This is a genomic window from Acidovorax sp., assembly GCF_047607405.1.
Taxonomy (GTDB): Bacteria; Pseudomonadota; Gammaproteobacteria; order Burkholderiales; family Burkholderiaceae_C; genus Acidovorax.
Map to the genome: position 1 here is coordinate 20,939 of NZ_JASGDA010000109.1, position 15,523 is coordinate 36,461.

Sequence of the window (15,523 nt, forward strand, 5' to 3'; positions counted from 1 at the left end):
GATAAGCGCTTGCGGCCAATTTTGCCTAAACTTCTGAGAGAAAGCCTTCGATCAGTTCGGCCACCGCCTGCGGCTGGTCGTGGTGCAGCATGTGGCCCGCGTCCTGCACCACGGCCGTGCGGCAGTTGGGCACATGCGTCAGGCGCTGGTGGTATTCGTCGAGCGAGTACTTGCCCTTCCACCACATCCCCAGGCTGTCGTCGCTGGCTTGCACCGCCAGCACCGGCGCGGTGATGGCGGCGTACAGGGCCAGTGCTTCATCGACGCGGAAAAGCTGGGCGCTGATGACCTTGTGCGCAGGGTCGCCCAATATCTCCCAGCGACCCTGCGCGTTGGGCCGCGCCCAGTGCCCGGCCAGCCAGTCGGCCTTGTTCTGGGCGAGGCGGCGGTTGGTCTTCATCAGGCGCTGGGCGACGCCCGCGAGGTCGTCATAGGCTTTCAGGGCCATCTCGCCGCGCTCCAACTGGCGGATCTCGTCGATCCACTGCGCATAGCGCTTGGGGGCCTGCGCAGGCTGTGTCGCGGGCATGCCGAAGCCTTCCAGGTTGACCAGGCGGCGGATGCGCGCAGGCCGCACGCCCGCGTACATCATGGCCACGTTGCCGCCCATGCTGTGGCCCACGAGATCGACCGGGGCACCGCCCGCGTAGTGGTCCAGCAGCTGATCCAAGTCGGCCAGATAGTCGGCCATCTGGTAGTGGTCGCACGGAGCGGGCAGGGTAGAGAGGCCAAAGCCCCGCCAGTCGGGCGCGATGATCTGGCGGCCCGTGGCAAAGGCTGCGCTGAACGCATCCACCACGAACTGGTACGAGGCGCCCACGTCCATCCAGCCGTGCGCCAGCACCAGCGGCGGCGTGCCGGGCTGTGCGTCGCCCCACAGGCGCACGTGGTAGTTCAGGGTGCGGATGCGGATGAATTCGCAGCGGCAGGGGCGCAGGGGCTGGTACATGGGGGTGATTATTCCTGGGGGTTTACCCGATGTCTGTCACGTTGGATGCCACGCATCAGAAACAATGATTGGCGCACCGTACCCTGTGCCCTTAGAGTGGGCCCGGTACGGACTACGAAGACACTAGGAGACAAGCATGCAACGCAGAGTTATCGCGGCCACCCTTGCCGCCGCCTGCCTGGCCGCCCAGGCGGGCACCGTGACGGTGCTCACCTCGTTCCCCAAGGAGCTGACCACGGCCTACCAGAAGGCTTTCGAGGCGGCCAACCCAGGCATCAAGATCGAGATCCTGAACAAGAACACCACGGCCTCCGTGGCCTACGTGCGCGAGCTGCCCGAGGGCCAGCGCCCCGACGTGATGTGGGCCAGCGCGCCCGATGCGTTCGAGGTGCTGGCGAGCTACAAGCTGCTGCAAAGCGCGCCCGAGGTGGTGAACAAGTCCGCCCCGGCCAAGATCGGCAACTACCCGCTCAACGACCCCAAGGGCATGTACTACGGGCAGGCGCTGGCGGGCTACGGCATATCCTGGAACACGCGCTACCTGAAGGCGCACAAGCTGGCCGAGCCCCGGGAGTGGACGGACCTGCTCAAGCCCGAGTACTTCGGCCACATCGCCATCTCGTCGCCCTCGCGCTCGGGCACCACGCAGCTCACGGTGGAGACCATTTTGCAGGGCGAGGGCTGGGACAAGGGCTGGGCGCAGCTGCTGGAGATGATGGGCAACGCCGCCGCCGTCACCGACCGCAGCTTCGCCGTGCCGGACGGCGTGAACAACGGCCAGTACGGCATCGGCATCGTGATCGACTTCCTGGCGCTGGCGGGCAAGTATTCGGGCTACCCGGTGGACTTCGTCTATCCCAGCATGACGGCGGTGGTGCCCGCCAACATCGCGCTGATCGCCGGGGCCAAGAACCCCGACGAGGCCAAGAAGTTCATGGCCTACACCATGTCCGTGCCGGGCCAGCAGCTGCTGTTCGACCCCAAGATTGCGCGCCTGCCGATCCTGCCCTACAGCATGCTGAAGGCCCCGGCGGGCTACCCGGTGCCGCAGGACATCGCCAAGCGCGCCAAGGTGCAGTTCGACTCGCAGCTCTCGGGCGCGCGCTACCCCGTGGTCATCAGCCTGTTCGACCAGATGGTGACCTTCCGCCTCAAGGAATTGCAGGCCGCCACCAAGGCCATCCACGAGGCCACGCGCGCGCTCAAGGCCAAGCCCAACGCCAAGGGCAGCGATCTGCTGGCGCAGGCGCGCAGCCTGGCCTACACGCCGCTGGTGGGGGCCGAGAACGTGAAGAACCCCGAGTTCCTGGATCTGTTCCGCAAGAGCCGCCGCGACGTGGATGTCTCCAAGCAGCTCACCGGCCTGGAGCAGATGTGGGCCGACAAGGCGCGCGCCAACTACGAGCGCGCCCGCGAGCTGGCCGAGCAGGCGCGCGGCCTGGCCAAGTAACCAGCGCACGTCGCCATGCAAGCCGCTGCGCTGCGGCCCGGCAGTGCCGGGCCGGGGCCATGGATCGCCTTCGGGCTGATCCTGGCCTTTCTGCTGGTCTTCCTCGTCCTGCCCGTGTGTACGGTGATCTACACCGCCTTCGTCAACGAGGGCGGGGTGCTGACCCTGGGGCATTTCGCCAATTTCTTCAGCCAGGGCGTGTTCCGCGAGTCGTTCTTCAACAGCCTGTGGGTGGCGCTGGCGGCGACCTTTTTCGCCAGTGTGATCGCGGTGCCGCTGGCCTACCTCACGGTGCGCTTCGAGTTCCGTGGGGCGCTCTTGATCCAGACGCTGGGCGTGCTGCCGCTCATCATGCCGCCCTTCGTGGGGGCCGTGGCGCTGCAGCTCATCTTCGGGCGCAGCGGCTCGGTGAACCTGCTGCTGGACGATGCTTTTGGCTTCACCATCCCCATCATGGACGGGCTGGTGGGCGTGACCTTCGTGGAGAGCATCCACTACTTCCCGTTCATCCTGCTCAACCTCGTGGCCGCCATGCGCAACATCGACGGGGCCATGGAGGAGTCGGCCCTGAACCTGGGCGCGCGCGGCTGGCGGCTGTTCCGGCGCGTGATCTTCCCGCTGGCCATGCCGGGCTACCTGGCGGGCGCGGCGCTGGTGTTCGTGAAGGTGTTCGACGACCTGGGCACGCCGCTGGTCATGGGCGTGACCAACATGCTCGCGCCCCAGGCCTACCTGCGCATCACCTCGGTGGGGGTGGACGACCCGCTGGGCTACGTCATCAGCGTGATCATGATCGCCTTCTCCATCCTGGCGCTGTGGATGGCCGCGCGCGTGATGAAGGGCAAGGACTACGCCACGCTGCAAAAGGGCGGCAGCGCGCTGCAAAAGCGGCGCCTGGCCGCCTGGGAGTCGGCGCTGGCCTACGGCTGGATCGTGCTCATCCTGCTGGTCACGCTGGCGCCGCACATCGGCATCCTGCTGATGTCGTTCGCCAAGGTCTGGAGCTTCTCGGTGCTGCCCGACGCCTACACGCTGGAGCACTACGGCACGGTGTTCTCGGACGCCAACCACATGATCGGCAACACGCTGCTGTACTGCCTGCTGGCCGCCGGGCTGGACGTGGTGATCGGCACCGCCATCGCCTACCTGATCCTGCGCACGCAACTGCCCGCGCGCCGCTGGCTGGACTACCTGGCCTCGGCCGCGCTCGCCATCCCTGGGCTGGTGCTGGCCATCGGCTACCTGCGGCTGTTCAAGGGCATTCAGCTTCCGTTCACCGAGACGCCGCTGGTCGGCACCTGGGTGCTCATCATGCTGGCCTACGCCGTGCGGCGCCTGCCGTATGCGCTGCGCTCGTGCATGGCGGCCTTGCAGCAGGTACACGTGTCGCTGGAAGAAGCGGCGCAGAGCCTGGGCGCCACGCGCCTGTCCACCATCCGCCGCGTGATGGTGCCGCTGATGGCGGGCGGCATCCTGGCGGGCTTCGTCACCAGCTTCATCACAGCGGCGGTGGAGCTGTCGGCCACGCTGCTGCTCGCATCCACCGAAAGCCAGGCGCCCATGAGCTACGGCATCTACCTGTACATGCAGAGCATCTCGGGCCGGGGGCCGGGCGCGGCCCTGGGCGTGCTGGCCGTGGTGGTGGTGGGCCTGGGCACGTATTTCTCGCACCGCTTCGTGGAGCGCTCGCGCGCCACGGTGCAAGCCAAGGAAGAAGGTTGATCGCCATGCACCTGAACAAAGTCTCCCTCGAAGCCCGGCACATCAGCCTGAGCTACGGCGCTACCTCCGTGCTGCGCGACGTGAACCTGAAGATCGAGCCCGGCGAGTTCTTCGCGCTGCTGGGGCCCTCGGGCTCGGGCAAGTCCACGCTGCTGCGGCTCATCGCTGGCTTCAACCGGCACCAGCGCGGCGAGCTGCTGGTGGACGGGCAGGACATCACCGGCACGCCGCCGCACGCGCGCAACGTGGGCATGGTGTTCCAGAACTACGCGCTGTGGCCCCACATGACGGTGTGGGACAACGTGGCCTTCGGCCTCGTGGAGCGGCGCGAGACCAAGGACGCCATCCGCCGCAAGGTGGGCGCGGTGCTGGAGCTGGTGGGCCTGGCCGCCTACGCCCAGCGCAGGCCGGGCCAGCTCTCGGGCGGGCAGCAGCAGCGCGTGGCGCTGGCGCGCACCGTGGTCATCGAGCCCAAGCTGCTGCTGCTCGACGAGCCCCTGTCCAACCTGGACAAGCAGCTGCGCGTGCAGATGCGCGAGGAACTGAAGAACCTGCAGCGCAAGCTGGGCCTGACCACCATCTTCGTCACGCACGACCAGGAAGAGGCCATGACCACCGCCGACCGCATGGCCGTGCTGGACAAAGGCATCCTGCAGCAGGTGGGCGCCGCCGAAGCGCTGTACGACTTCCCGGTGAATCGCTTCGTGGCGGGCTTCGTGGGCACGGCCAACCTGCTCGAAGGCGAGGTGACGGCGGTGGACGGCGCAACCATTGCCTTCCAGGTGCAGGGCCTGGGCAGCCTCACGCTGCCGCGCCCCGACCAGCCGCCTGCGCTGGGCGCGGCGGCGCTCGCCTTCCGCCCGCACCAGGTGAGCATTCGCGTGCGCGACGAGCAGGTGGACGCCTCGCGCCTGTGGATCAACGGCCGGGTGGAGAGCGCCGAGTTTCTGGGCGAGTTCTCGCGCTACCGCGTGCGCGTGGGCGAGGTGGCCATGGTGACCGACCAGCCGCACTATGCGGGCCTGGCGATGTTCGCACCGGGCGCCGAGGTGCGCCTCGGCATCGATCCCAAGCAAGTGCGCTTTCTCGACCGCTGAAGGCGCGCTGCGCTGCCTGTATGGAGACATACCAGTTGCATGCCTTCGTCACGCCGACCAAGCTGGACCGCGTGACGCGCATGGTCGAGCACGACCCGGCCTTCGTTGCCACGCAGTCTCTGCTGCGCTCGACAAGGGCTGCCCTCGGGTTGACTGCACGAAAGCGCGGCGGCCCGTAAACTGCCTGCTTCTCAACGGAGCCCGCCAGCATGAGCATGAAAACCATCCCCCTCGGTCGCAGCGACCTGCAAGTCACCCCCATCTGCCTGGGCACCATGACCTTCGGCGAGCAGGTGAACGAAGCCGATTCCCACGCCATCCTCAGCCGTTCTTTGGCCCGCGGCGTGAACTTCATCGACACGGCCGAGATGTACGCCGTGCCCGCCCGCGCCGAGACGTTTGGCGCCACCGAGACCATCATCGGCAACTGGTTCGCCAGCAACCCCGGCGTGCGGCAAAAGCTGGTGCTGGCGACCAAGGTGGCGGGGCCGTCGCGCGGCATGCCCTGGGTGCGCGAAGGCTTGGGGCTGACGGCGGCGGACATCGTCGCGTCCTGCGAAGGCAGCCTGCGCCGCCTGCAGACTGACGTGATCGACCTGTACCAAATCCATTGGCCCGAGCGCCACGTGCCCGCCTTCGGCGGCCTGTACTACAACCCTGCCAAGGAAACGTCGCAGACGCCCATCCGCGAACAGCTCGACGCGCTGGCGGGGCTGGTCAAGGCGGGCAAGGTGCGCTACGTGGGCCTGTCCAACGAGACGCCCTACGGCGTACACGAGTTCGTGCGCCTGGCCGAGCAGCACGGCCTGCCGCGCGTGGCGGCGGTGCAGAACCCGTACTGCCTCATCAACCGCAGTTGGGAAAACGCCCTGGACGAGACCTGCCACCGGCTGGATGTGTCGCTGCTCGCCTACTCGCCGCTGGCCTTCGGCCTGCTCACCGGCAAGTTCGACCAGCACGCGCCCACCGACCCCGGCGCGCCGCAGAGTGCGCGCATCGCCCGCTACGAATCGGTGCGCAAGCAGCGCTGGGGCCGCCCCGAGGCACTGGCCGGCGCGCGCCGCTACAACCAGTTGGCGCGCGACCATGGCCTCTCGCCCACGCAACTGGCGCTGGCCTTCTGCTACGCCAACTGGCGCGTGGCCAGCACCATCATCGGCGTGACCTCGCTCGCGCAACTGGATGAAGATCTGGACGCCTGGGGCACCACGCTGTCGCCAGAGCTGTTGGCGGAGATCGACCGCATCCGCTGGGAAGTGCGTGATCCAGCACAGTGACCCGGCGCAGTGATGAGTCGCTAGAATTCGTCTTACCAACGTCTTACCCCAGGAGCCCGCCATGCCCGAAACCACGCGGCTGTCCAGCAAAGGCCAGGTCGTGCTGCCCGGCAGCATCCGCCATGCGCACCGGTGGCAGCCCGGCACCGAGTTCGTCGTGGAAGACACGGCGGAAGGCATCCTGCTCAAGCCCGTTGCCAGTGCGCGGGCAACGAGCATCGACGAAGTGGCGGGCTGCCTCAAGCCGCGCGGCCCGCGCGTGGGATTGGACGAGATAGACGCCGCCATCGCGCGCGAAGCCCAGGCACGCCATGCTCGCGGTCGATACTAACGTCGTCATCCGCTTCCTGGTGGATGACGACCCGGCCCAGCACCGGCGCGCCGTGGCACTGTTCCGCAAGCATGTGGTGTGGCTGCCCAAGACGGTGCTGCTGGAGTGCGAATGGGTGCTGCGCAGCGCCTTCGGCTTCGAGCGCGCCGAGGTCGCACAGGCGCTGCGCGCATTGGCGGCGCTGCCGCGCGTGCGCTGCGAAGACCTGGCCGCCGTCACCGCAGCCCTGGACGCGATGGCCGAGGGCATGGACTTCGCCGATGCGCTGCACGTTGCGTCCAGTCTGGGCGCGGACGAAGGCTTTGCCAGTTTCGACGTGCGCCTGGTGCGGCGTGCCCGCAAGCACTGGCCGGTGGCAACGGTGCTCACCCCCTAGATTTTTTCTTGCACCATGGCGAAGAAGGACAAAACCGCCCACGTCAGCGAAACCCCCGCTACGCAACTGCTGCGCGCGCACAAGGTAGCCTTTACCGAGCACCCGTATGACTACGTGGAGCACGGCGGCTCTGCCGAGTCGGCCAGGCAACTGGGGCTGGACGAGCACATGGTGGTCAAGACGCTGGTCATGCAGGACCAGGACGCCAAGCCCCTCATCGTGCTGATGCACGGCGATCGCAAGGTGTCCACCAAGAACCTGGCGCGCCAGATCGGCGCCAAGAGCGTGGAGCCGTGCAAGCCCGAGGTTGCCAACCGTCACAGCGGCTACCTGGTGGGTGGCACGTCGCCGTTCGGCACGCGCAAGGCCATGCCGGTGTACGTCGAGGAAAGCATCCTGCAACTGCCGCGCATCGCCATCAACGGCGGGCGGCGCGGGTTCCTGGTGCAGATCGACCCGCAGGTGTGCGTGCAACTGCTGGGCGCGCGGCCCGTGCAGTGCGCGCTGGCAGAATAGCCCGAACTTTCTTTCCACCCATTCGCCTGCCTGCCGTGAACAGCACCGTTCTTTCCCTTCTTGCCACCGTGGCCGCCTACCTGCTGGGTTCGCTGTCGTTCGCCGTCATCGTCACCCGCGCCATGGGCATGGCCGACCCGCGCACCTACGGCAGCAAGAACCCCGGCGCGACCAACGTGCTGCGCTCGGGCAACAAGGCCGCCGCCGTCATCACGCTGCTGCTCGATGCCGTCAAGGGCTGGCTGCCCGTGGTGCTGGTGCAGTGGTTCGGCAAGCCCTACGGGCTGGGGGACGGCACCGTGGCGCTGGTGGGCCTGGCGGCTTTCGTGGGCCACCTGTGGCCGGTGTTCTTCCGCTTCGAGGGCGGCAAGGGCGTGGCGACGGCTGCGGGCGTGCTGATGGGCATCAGCCCCTGGCTGGGGCTGGCGACGCTGCTCACCTGGGTGATCGTGGCGGCGTTCTTTCGCTATTCGTCGCTGGCCTCGCTGGCGGCGGCGGCGTTCGCGCCGGTGTACTACCTGCTGGTCGATGGCGTGGTGTGGAATGCCGAGACGCCCATCGCCGTCGCCATCGTGGTGATGGCGATGCTGCTGGCCTGGCGGCACAAGGACAACATCAAGCGGCTGATCGAGGGCAAAGAATCGCGCCTGGGCAGCAAGAAGCCCCCCGCGCCCGGCAAGTAACCGAGGCTACAGCGCGCCCGGCGTGGTCACCAGCCCGCGCAGCCCGGCGCTGTGCTGGGCCGCGTACAGGCCCAGCCGCACCATGGTGCGGTGGTTCAGTTCCAGGGCGACGGCGGAGCGGGCCAGCGCGGACTGGATGCGGGGCTTGCCGCGCGCCGTCTGGTGCAGGCTGGGCTGGGCGAGGTGGTGGCCTGCGCTGTCCAGCAGGCTGGCGACCAGCGGGTGGTTGGCCTTCTCGCTGCGGCGCAGCACGATGGCGGTGTCGCCGTTGTCCAGCTTCACGAAGGTGCCCGGCGGGCACAGGCCGACGGAGCGCACCAGGGTGTAGCTCACCTCGTCGCGCTGGTCGATCTCCTGGCCCACGATGGCGCGCACCGAGTCCGTGGCGCTGCGCCCGGCGCGCGACTTGCGCGGGCTGATCATGGCGGCGTAGCGGTCGATGACGCCCAGGATGCGCGTGAGCCGGTCCTGCGGGTCCTGCTGGGCCAGGGGCACGCGGTCGGGCATGATCGCGTGGTGCTGGCCCACCACGTCCAGCCACAGGTCGTCGGTGATGAACAGGCGCTGCAGCAGCAGCATGCCGTCCTCGGGGTGGCTGCGGATGGCCTCTTGCTGCGCGGGGGTAGGGCGTTCGCGCTGCTCGGCCAGCTCGTCCTGCAGGGCCGTCATGCCGATGTTCATGGTGAGCGCTGCCCGCACCAGGCTGTCGCGCTCGTGCGGGGGCAGGGCGAGTTCGTGCGCCATGATGTGACACAGCGTGCCGCACACCAGCGCGTGCGAGGCGCTGTAGCCCACGGTGGACGTGGACGCGAGCTGGAACATCAGGTACAGCGCTGCGTCGATGTCGTGCGCCACCAGGTCCTGCAGCCAGGCATCGAACAGGCGCACCTTGCCCGCGAAGTCCTGCACCTGCAGCGGGCGCGACAGAAGCACCGACAACGCGGCTTCCAGGTCCGACCACAGGCCCAGCAGGTCTTCGTATTCGCCTTCTGCCGGTTGTTGCTGGCCAATGGTGTGGGGGCGTGCGGACATGGCGGCTTCAGTTGCGTTTCTCAAGCACCATCTGGTCGCTGGTGCGCGTCATCTGGAACTCGGTCAGAAAGCTGTTGCCCAGCAGTACGTAGGGCATGGGCTGGGGCGTGATGATGGCGTCAACGCCGAACACCTCCACGTCGCCGATGCGCACCGAGTCGAGCTTCATGCGCCAGCCCTGCGCCACACCGTTGGCGGTGCTCATGCGCACGGGCTGGCTGTTCTGGTAATTCAGGCCCATGCGGTCGGCGTCGGAGCGACCGATGGCGACGGTGGATGCGCCCGTGTCCACCATGTACTGCATCGTGCGGCCGTTGATGCTGCCGCTGTTGATGAAGTGCCCCCGGCTGTCGGCCACCAGCACCACGCGCTTGCCGCTGCCGCCGCGCCCGCCCACGCTGACCGGCGCGTCGCCCAGGCGCAGCACGCGCCGCGCGCCCTGAACCTCGACGGTGGCGTCGTCCTTGGTGACGGCGATGACCTTCACGCCCTGGAACTCGCCGCCCGCGCCCACGGCCTTGGGCGGGTGGTCACCGACCACGATCAGGGCCTTGCTGCCCAGCAGGCCCGCCAGCGCCACGGCCTGGGCGTGGGCCCCGGCGGGGGCAAGAAGCAATGCGGCCAGTGCAGGGGCGAGCAGGGTGCGGGTGACCATGAGGTTCAATCGCGGAAGTTGTCGAAAGAAAGCGGTGTATCGGTCACATCCTTGCGGATCAGCGCCATGGCCGCCTGCAGGTCGTCGCGCTTGGCGCCGGTCACGCGCACCTTGTCCTCCTGGATCGCGCCCTGCACCTTGAGCTTGCTTTCCTTGAGCAGCTTCTGGATCTTCTTGGCCAGTTCGCTCTCGATGCCGTTCTTGACCTTCACCACCTGCTTGACCTTGTCGCCGCCGATCTTCTGCGGCTTGCCCACGTCCAGAAAGCGCACATCGACATTGCGCTTGGTGAGCTTGGCGCGCAGGATGTCTTCGACCTGCTGGAGCTGGAACTCGGCGTCGCCGAACAGCGTGATCTCCTTGTCCTTGATCTCGATGGCGGCGGACGTGCCCTTGAAGTCGAAGCGCGTGCCGATCTCCTTGGCGGTGTTCTCCACGGCGTTCTTCACTTCGACCAGGTTGGCTTCGCAGACGGTGTCAAAAGAGGGCATTTGTGTAGAAAAGGCAATGAGACAATCCGGCCAATGTTAGTCGAGAAAAACGTCCCGTTACAGCCGTGCAACACCTTCGGCATCGCCGCGCGCGCGCAAACCCTGGTGCGCGTGCGCTCGGTGGACGACCTGCGCGCCGTGCTGGCCGACCCCGCTCTGGCCCCCGCGCCCAAGTTCGTGCTCGGCGGTGGCAGCAACATCGTGCTGACCGGCGACGTGACCCGGCCCGTGGTGCTGAAGATGGAAATCAAGGGCCTGCGCCTGATGGATGCCACCGAGAAAGCCTGGGTCGTGGAAGCGGGCGCGGGCGAGGCGTGGCACGACTGCGTGGCTTGGACGTTGGACCAGGGCCTGCCCGGCCTGGAGAACATGGCCCTCATCCCCGGCACCGTGGGCGCCGCGCCCGTGCAGAACATCGGCGCCTATGGCGTGGAGCTGCAAGACCGCTTCCACTCCCTCGACGCCTTCGACCTGACGACGGGCGAGGTCTTCACCCTCGACGCCGCCCAGTGCGGCTTCGGCTACCGCGACTCGGTGTTCAAGCACGCCCCGGCCCAGCCCGGCGGCATGGGCCTGGGCGGGCGCGCCGTCATCCTGCGGGTGCGGCTGGCGCTGCCCAGGGACTGGAAGCCCGAGCTGGGCTACCTCGACCTGCGCCGCCGCGCCGAGCTGGGCGTGGCTGCACCCACGGCGCAACAAATCTTTGAATGGGTGTGCGACATCCGCCGCGCCAAGCTGCCCGACCCCGCCGTCATCGGCAACGCGGGCAGCTTCTTCAAGAACCCCACGGTCACGCCCGAACAGTGCCAGGACATCATCGCCCGCGAGCCGAAGATCGTGCATTACCCCATGCCCGACGGCAGCATCAAGCTGGCGGCGGGCTGGCTCATCGACGCCTGCGGCTGGAAGGGCAAGAGCGTGGGCAAGGCGGGCGTGTATGAAAAGCAGGCCCTGGTGCTCGTCAACCGCGGCACGCGCGAGGACAGCGTGACCGGCGGCGAGGTGATGACGCTGGCGCGCGCCATCCAGACCAGCGTGTATGAGCGCTTCGGCATCCGGCTGGAGCCGGAGCCGGTGGTCGTTTAAAGAATCACACCGAAGGTGATGCCGCTGTCCTTCAGATAGCGCCGGTAGGCGCTGGACATGCGGTCGGCGACCGTGGGCAGCTCGGCATTCGGCGTCAGCGGCAGGCGCTTGGGGCGCTGCGATTCGAGGATCGGCCGGTCCTGGCCGAAGATGGTGTCCTGGAAGTCGATCAGCCGCGCGTCGGGCGACTCGAAATCGGTCATCGCCATGCGCGTCCAGGCCACGCTGGTTTCCTCGGTCACGGGGCACACGAACATGGCGATGGCCTCGCGCATGCCGTCGATGGCGGTGGTGCCCGCCTCGGGCACCTTGGTCAGCACGGCCATGTAGGGCGCGGTGACTTCGTAGGTGTATTCGACCTGCGCGCCGCTCTCGGCGTGGATGGACGAGCGCGGCTGCCAGGCGAGGCAGCCGGTGGCGAGCACGCCGCGCTCCGTCCTGGTCACCTCGTAGGGCGGGATGGCCGTGTGGTCGCGGCTGCCCAGCCAGCCCTCGTGTACGTAGCCGAAGTGCGCCATGTCCAGGAAGTTCTCGATGATGCGCGGCGCGCTGGCCTGCACGAAGTAGGGGCCGCTGGTGGTCTTGCGCAGGCGCGGCTCGGCCTCGGCAGGGAACAGGGGCAGTTCGTGGATCGGCAGCGGGTCGCCCTCGGGCTCGTCGAGCCGCACCCAGACCATGCCGTACGCCTCTTGCGCCGCGAAGGTGCGGGCGCAGTGGCGCGGGCCGGGCTCGAAGTCGGGCACGGCAGGGACGTGCGTGCACTGGCCGCTGCCCTCGAAGCGCCAGCCGTGGTAGGCGCATTCGAGCTGCCCCTGCTGCACCCGGCCCAGCGACAGGCGCGCGCCGCGGTGCGGGCACTGGTCGTCCCAGGCGCGGGCGCGGCCTTCGCCGTCGCGCCACAGCACCAGTTCTTCGCCGAGCAGGGTGGCGGCCCGGGGCTGGCTGCCCACCACGTGGCTCAGGGCCACGGGGTGCCAGAGGGTTCGTTCGAGTTGCATCGTGGTTTTATGAGTCAAATTGGGCTCCAGCGCTTGATGGACAAGCGCTGGCAGCTATTTATTTCGTAGCGGGAATCTGCCCTTCGACGCCCTTGACGAAGAAGTCGATGGCGCCCATCCAGGCATCGTCCGCACGCGTGCCGGGGGCCAGGCGCTCCTTGCCCGTGGTATCGACCACGGGGCCGTTGAACACGTCAAAGCTGCCGTCCTTCATCTTGGCCTTCACCTCCTCGACCTTGGCGCGCACCTCGGGCGGGATCTTGTCGGAGAGCTTGATGAGATCGTTCTGCCCCTCGGGCACGCCCCAGCGCGTGACCTGGCCACCCTTCCAGGTGCCGTCCAGCGCGGCCTGCACGCTCTTCTTGTAGTAGTGGCTCCAGTCGGCGATGGCCGAGCCCAGGTGCGCGTTGCCGCCGAACTCGCTCATGTCCGAATCCCAGCCGAAGGCGAACTTGCCTGCCTTGTCGGCGGCCTGGATGACGGCGGGCGAATCGGTGTTCTGCAGCAGCACGTCGGCGCCGCCGTTGAGCAGCGAGGTGGCGGCCTCGGTCTCGCGCGGCGGGTCGTACCAGCTGTTGGTCCACACCACGCGGGTCTTGACCTTGGGGTTCACGCTCTGCGCGCCCAGCGTGAAGGCGTTGATGTTGCGCAGCACTTCAGGGATGGGCATCGAGCCCACGTAGCCCAGCGTGTTGGACTTGGTCATGTGGCCCGCGATGATGCCCGCGAGGTACGTGTCCTGGTAGAAGCGCGAGTCATAGACGTTCAGGTTGGGCGCCGTCTTGTAGCCCGTGGCGTGCTCGAACTTGACCTGCGGGAACTCGCCCGCCAGCTTCACCATGGCCTCCATGAAGCCGAAGCTGGTGCCGAAGATCAGCGTGTTGCCCTGGCTGATGAGGTCGCGCAGCACGCGCTCGGTGTCGGCGCCCTCGGGCACGCTCTCGATGAAGGTGGTCTTGATCTTGTCGCCGAACGCCGCCTCCACCGCCTTGCGGCCTTGGTCGTGCGCATAGCTCCAGCCCGCGCTGCCCACGGGGCCCACGTAGATCCACGCGGCCTTCAGCGGCTCGGCGGCGGCTGGCGCTGCGGCGGGGGCCGGTGCGGCAGCGGGTGCGGGTTCTTCCTTCTTGCCGCAGCCCGCGAGGGCGGCGGCGCCGAGCGCGGTGGCGGCAGCGGCAAGGCGGAGCAGGGTGCGTTTGCGTGGGTCGAGGGTCATGGTGGGGCTTTTCGGTAGGGATGGAGGGAGGAAGGGCGTCAAGCACTTAGTGTGCCAGTATGCTGCGAAGAAGGTTCAAAAACAATAGCTCCAGGCGCTTGCTGGACGCGCGCTGGAGGCCAATTTGATGCTGAAACCATGCATGCGCGGGCGCAATGCGCGTAGAATCCGCGCCTTACGTCAATCCATGGGTTCCCTCACCCCCATTCACCAAAAAGGACAGCCATGACGCCCGTTCAGGCGCCGCCCTCGCGCGTGCCGCTCTACCTCTCCCTCCTGGTGGCGTTCCACATCGCCATCGTCATTGCCAGCAACTACCTGGTGCAGTTGCCGATCACCCTGTTCGGCTTTCACAGCACCTGGGGCGCGTTCAGCTTCCCGTTCATCTTCCTGGCGACCGACCTCACCGTGCGGCTGATCGGCAAGCAGCCCGCGCGCCGCGTCATCACGCGCGCCATGCTGCCCGCGTTGGTGGCTTCTTACATCGTGGGCGTGCTGTTCCATGAAGGCCGCTTCAACGGCTGGGGCGCGTTGGGTGACTTCAACACCTTCGTATTTCGCATCGCCTTCGCCAGCTTTGCGGCCTACGTGCTGGGGCAGTTGCTCGACATCCAGGTGTTCGACCGCATCCGCCAGAAAAGCCATGCCTGGTGGCTCGCGCCCGCCGCCGCATCGGTGTTCGGGCAGGCGCTGGACACGGTCGCGTTCTTCTCCATCGCCTTCTGGCGCAGCACAGACCCGTTCATGGCCGCGCACTGGGGCGAGATTGCCTTGGTGGACTACGTCATCAAGCTGGCCGTGAGCCTGCTGCTCTTCGTGCCCGCCTACGGCGTGGCGCTGGCCGCCATCGTGCGTGCCATGCGCACGCCGACCACTGCGGCTGCGGCATGAGCCGGCGCGCTCTGGTGCTGTTCTCGGGCGGGCAGGATTCCGCCACCTGCCTGGCCTGGGCGCTGTCGCGCTACGCGCACGTGGAGACGCTGGGCTTTGACTACGGCCAGCGCCACCGCGTGGAGCTCGATTGCCGCGCGCGGCTGCGCGAAGGGCTGCTGCGCATGCAGTGGCCGGGCCAGTTGGGCGACGACCACCTGCTGACCGTGGACGTGCTCGGCCAGCTGGGCACCAGCGCCATGACCGACTACGTGGCCATCACCCTGCAGAGCGACGGCCTGCCCAACACCTTCGTGCCGGGGCGCAACCTGCTGTTCTTCACGCTGGCGGCGGGGCTGGCCTATCGGCGTGGGATCGACGTGCTGGTGGGCGGCATGTCGCAGACGGACTATTCCGGCTACCCCGACTGCCGCGACAACACCCTCAAGGCCCTGCAAGTGGCGTTGAGCCTGGGAATCGACCGGGCGCTGACGCTGGAGACGCCGCTGATGTGGCGCGACAAGGCCGCCACCTGGGCGCTGGCCGACGAACTGGGCGGCAGCGCATTGGTGGAACTGATCCGGCGCGACTCCCACACCTGCTACCTGGGCCAGCGCGACCGGCTGCACCCCTGGGGCCACGGCTGCGGCACCTGCCCGGCGTGCAAGCTGCGCGCCAAAGGCTGGGATGAATTCAACCGCCGCACGCCAGTCCTCCACCCGGCCGGAAGTTCTGCTGTCTGATATTTTGATAGCAGCCCGCGCTTGTCTGGCA

Annotated in this window: 18 protein-coding genes; 12 read left to right on the plus strand and 6 right to left on the minus strand. The window is 67.8% G+C overall.

The features are described 5' to 3' along the window. Positions 1-25: 25 nt before the first annotated feature. Entirely contained in the window at positions 26-949 is a 924-nt protein-coding gene (locus QM569_RS13115; protein WP_414987677.1) for an alpha/beta fold hydrolase, read from the minus strand. Between the two features lie 136 nt (positions 950-1,085). Between QM569_RS13115 and QM569_RS13120 the strand changes: the two genes are divergently transcribed. The 9 genes from QM569_RS13120 (at position 1,086) to plsY (ending at position 8,401) form a co-directional block, all read left to right on the plus strand. After that, entirely contained in the window at positions 1,086-2,399 is a 1,314-nt protein-coding gene (locus QM569_RS13120) for an ABC transporter substrate-binding protein (protein ID WP_414987678.1), read from the plus strand. A gap of 15 nt (positions 2,400-2,414) precedes the next feature. Next, positions 2,415-4,121, plus strand: coding sequence for an ABC transporter permease (locus tag QM569_RS13125; protein WP_414987679.1), 1,707 nt, complete (start codon positions 2,415-2,417; stop codon positions 4,119-4,121). A gap of 11 nt (positions 4,122-4,132) precedes the next feature. Further along, entirely contained in the window at positions 4,133-5,218 is a 1,086-nt protein-coding gene (locus QM569_RS13130; RefSeq protein WP_414987762.1) for an ABC transporter ATP-binding protein, read from the plus strand. Between the two features lie 20 nt (positions 5,219-5,238). Further along, a complete protein-coding gene (locus QM569_RS13135; protein WP_414987680.1) occupies positions 5,239-5,397 on the plus strand; it encodes a hypothetical protein in 159 nt (52 codons plus the stop codon). 36 nt (positions 5,398-5,433) lie between these two features. Beyond that, complete coding sequence (locus QM569_RS13140; RefSeq protein ID WP_414987681.1) at positions 5,434-6,495, plus strand: aldo/keto reductase; 1,062 nt, start codon at positions 5,434-5,436, stop codon at positions 6,493-6,495. A 61-nt stretch (positions 6,496-6,556) separates the two neighbouring features. Continuing rightward, positions 6,557-6,826: an AbrB/MazE/SpoVT family DNA-binding domain-containing protein gene (locus tag QM569_RS13145; RefSeq protein ID WP_414987682.1), complete on the plus strand. Its 270-nt coding sequence runs from the start codon at positions 6,557-6,559 to the stop codon at positions 6,824-6,826. Continuing rightward, on the plus strand, positions 6,807-7,202 hold the full coding sequence (locus tag QM569_RS13150; protein WP_414987683.1) for a type II toxin-antitoxin system VapC family toxin: 396 nt from the start codon (positions 6,807-6,809) through the stop codon (positions 7,200-7,202). The genes QM569_RS13145 and QM569_RS13150 overlap by 20 nt, the downstream gene beginning before the upstream one ends. Before the next feature lie 15 nt (positions 7,203-7,217). Beyond that, positions 7,218-7,718: a Cys-tRNA(Pro) deacylase gene (gene ybaK, locus QM569_RS13155; RefSeq protein WP_414987684.1), complete on the plus strand. Its 501-nt coding sequence runs from the start codon at positions 7,218-7,220 to the stop codon at positions 7,716-7,718. Between the two features lie 35 nt (positions 7,719-7,753). Next, positions 7,754-8,401 (plus strand): glycerol-3-phosphate 1-O-acyltransferase PlsY, encoded by a 648-nt coding sequence (gene plsY / locus QM569_RS13160; protein WP_414987685.1) that lies wholly within the window; start codon positions 7,754-7,756, stop codon positions 8,399-8,401. 6 nt (positions 8,402-8,407) lie between these two features. Here plsY and QM569_RS13165 read toward each other — a convergent pair whose 3' ends face one another. From QM569_RS13165 to QM569_RS13175, 3 genes are read right to left on the minus strand one after another with little or no spacing between them, the layout of a single operon-like run. Then, the gene (locus QM569_RS13165) at positions 8,408-9,433 is read right to left on the minus strand and encodes an HD-GYP domain-containing protein (protein WP_414987686.1); all 1,026 of its coding nucleotides are present in this window, start codon (positions 9,431-9,433) and stop codon (positions 8,408-8,410) included. A gap of 7 nt (positions 9,434-9,440) precedes the next feature. After that, positions 9,441-10,088 (minus strand): TIGR02281 family clan AA aspartic protease, encoded by a 648-nt coding sequence (locus QM569_RS13170; protein ID WP_414987687.1) that lies wholly within the window; start codon positions 10,086-10,088, stop codon positions 9,441-9,443. A gap of 5 nt (positions 10,089-10,093) precedes the next feature. Beyond that, positions 10,094-10,579 carry a YajQ family cyclic di-GMP-binding protein gene (locus QM569_RS13175; protein ID WP_414987688.1) on the minus strand — a complete coding sequence of 162 codons (486 nt, stop codon included), beginning with the start codon at positions 10,577-10,579 and terminating at the stop codon, positions 10,094-10,096. A 33-nt stretch (positions 10,580-10,612) separates the two neighbouring features. Here QM569_RS13175 and murB point away from each other — a divergent pair, with 33 nt between their 5' ends. Continuing rightward, positions 10,613-11,665, plus strand: coding sequence for a UDP-N-acetylmuramate dehydrogenase (murB, locus tag QM569_RS13180; protein WP_414987689.1), 1,053 nt, complete (start codon positions 10,613-10,615; stop codon positions 11,663-11,665). On the opposite strand, the gene QM569_RS13185 is transcribed toward murB, so the two are convergent. Both QM569_RS13185 and QM569_RS13190 read right to left on the minus strand, forming a co-directional pair. Then, the gene (locus QM569_RS13185) at positions 11,662-12,663 is read right to left on the minus strand and encodes a Rieske 2Fe-2S domain-containing protein (protein ID WP_414987690.1); all 1,002 of its coding nucleotides are present in this window, start codon (positions 12,661-12,663) and stop codon (positions 11,662-11,664) included. The genes murB and QM569_RS13185 overlap by 4 nt on opposite strands. A gap of 58 nt (positions 12,664-12,721) precedes the next feature. Beyond that, positions 12,722-13,879 carry a BMP family ABC transporter substrate-binding protein gene (locus QM569_RS13190; RefSeq protein ID WP_414987691.1) on the minus strand — a complete coding sequence of 386 codons (1,158 nt, stop codon included), beginning with the start codon at positions 13,877-13,879 and terminating at the stop codon, positions 12,722-12,724. 225 nt (positions 13,880-14,104) lie between these two features. On the opposite strand from QM569_RS13190, the gene QM569_RS13195 reads away from it, so the two are divergent. Then, a complete protein-coding gene (locus QM569_RS13195) occupies positions 14,105-14,770 on the plus strand; it encodes a 7-cyano-7-deazaguanine/7-aminomethyl-7-deazaguanine transporter (RefSeq protein ID WP_414987692.1) in 666 nt (221 codons plus the stop codon). Further along, positions 14,767-15,492 (plus strand): 7-cyano-7-deazaguanine synthase QueC, encoded by a 726-nt coding sequence (gene queC, locus QM569_RS13200; protein ID WP_414987693.1) that lies wholly within the window; start codon positions 14,767-14,769, stop codon positions 15,490-15,492. Before QM569_RS13195 ends, queC begins: the two co-directional genes overlap by 4 nt. The last annotated feature ends 31 nt before the right edge of the window (positions 15,493-15,523 follow it).

What these genes read in the sequence shown, in the direction of transcription:
- QM569_RS13195 (WP_414987692.1), top strand. Translation starts at nt 14,105, where the DNA reads ATGACGCCCGTTCAGGCGCCGCCCTCGCGCGTGCCGCTCTACCTCTCC.
- QM569_RS13140 (WP_414987681.1), top strand. Translation starts at nt 5,434, where the DNA reads ATGAAAACCATCCCCCTCGGTCGCAGCGACCTGCAAGTCACCCCCATC.
- QM569_RS13175 (WP_414987688.1), bottom strand. Translation starts at nt 10,579, where the DNA reads ATGCCCTCTTTTGACACCGTCTGCGAAGCCAACCTGGTCGAAGTGAAG.
- QM569_RS13165 (WP_414987686.1), bottom strand. Translation starts at nt 9,433, where the DNA reads ATGTCCGCACGCCCCCACACCATTGGCCAGCAACAACCGGCAGAAGGC.
- QM569_RS13125 (WP_414987679.1), top strand. Translation starts at nt 2,415, where the DNA reads ATGCAAGCCGCTGCGCTGCGGCCCGGCAGTGCCGGGCCGGGGCCATGG.
- QM569_RS13185 (WP_414987690.1), bottom strand. Translation starts at nt 12,663, where the DNA reads ATGCAACTCGAACGAACCCTCTGGCACCCCGTGGCCCTGAGCCACGTG.
- murB (WP_414987689.1), top strand. Translation starts at nt 10,613, where the DNA reads ATGTTAGTCGAGAAAAACGTCCCGTTACAGCCGTGCAACACCTTCGGC.
- QM569_RS13190 (WP_414987691.1), bottom strand. Translation starts at nt 13,879, where the DNA reads ATGACCCTCGACCCACGCAAACGCACCCTGCTCCGCCTTGCCGCTGCC.
- QM569_RS13150 (WP_414987683.1), top strand. Translation starts at nt 6,807, where the DNA reads ATGCTCGCGGTCGATACTAACGTCGTCATCCGCTTCCTGGTGGATGAC.
- QM569_RS13115 (WP_414987677.1), bottom strand. Translation starts at nt 949, where the DNA reads ATGTACCAGCCCCTGCGCCCCTGCCGCTGCGAATTCATCCGCATCCGC.
- ybaK (WP_414987684.1), top strand. Translation starts at nt 7,218, where the DNA reads ATGGCGAAGAAGGACAAAACCGCCCACGTCAGCGAAACCCCCGCTACG.
- QM569_RS13135 (WP_414987680.1), top strand. Translation starts at nt 5,239, where the DNA reads ATGGAGACATACCAGTTGCATGCCTTCGTCACGCCGACCAAGCTGGAC.
- QM569_RS13120 (WP_414987678.1), top strand. Translation starts at nt 1,086, where the DNA reads ATGCAACGCAGAGTTATCGCGGCCACCCTTGCCGCCGCCTGCCTGGCC.
- QM569_RS13170 (WP_414987687.1), bottom strand. Translation starts at nt 10,088, where the DNA reads ATGGTCACCCGCACCCTGCTCGCCCCTGCACTGGCCGCATTGCTTCTT.
- QM569_RS13145 (WP_414987682.1), top strand. Translation starts at nt 6,557, where the DNA reads ATGCCCGAAACCACGCGGCTGTCCAGCAAAGGCCAGGTCGTGCTGCCC.
- queC (WP_414987693.1), top strand. Translation starts at nt 14,767, where the DNA reads ATGAGCCGGCGCGCTCTGGTGCTGTTCTCGGGCGGGCAGGATTCCGCC.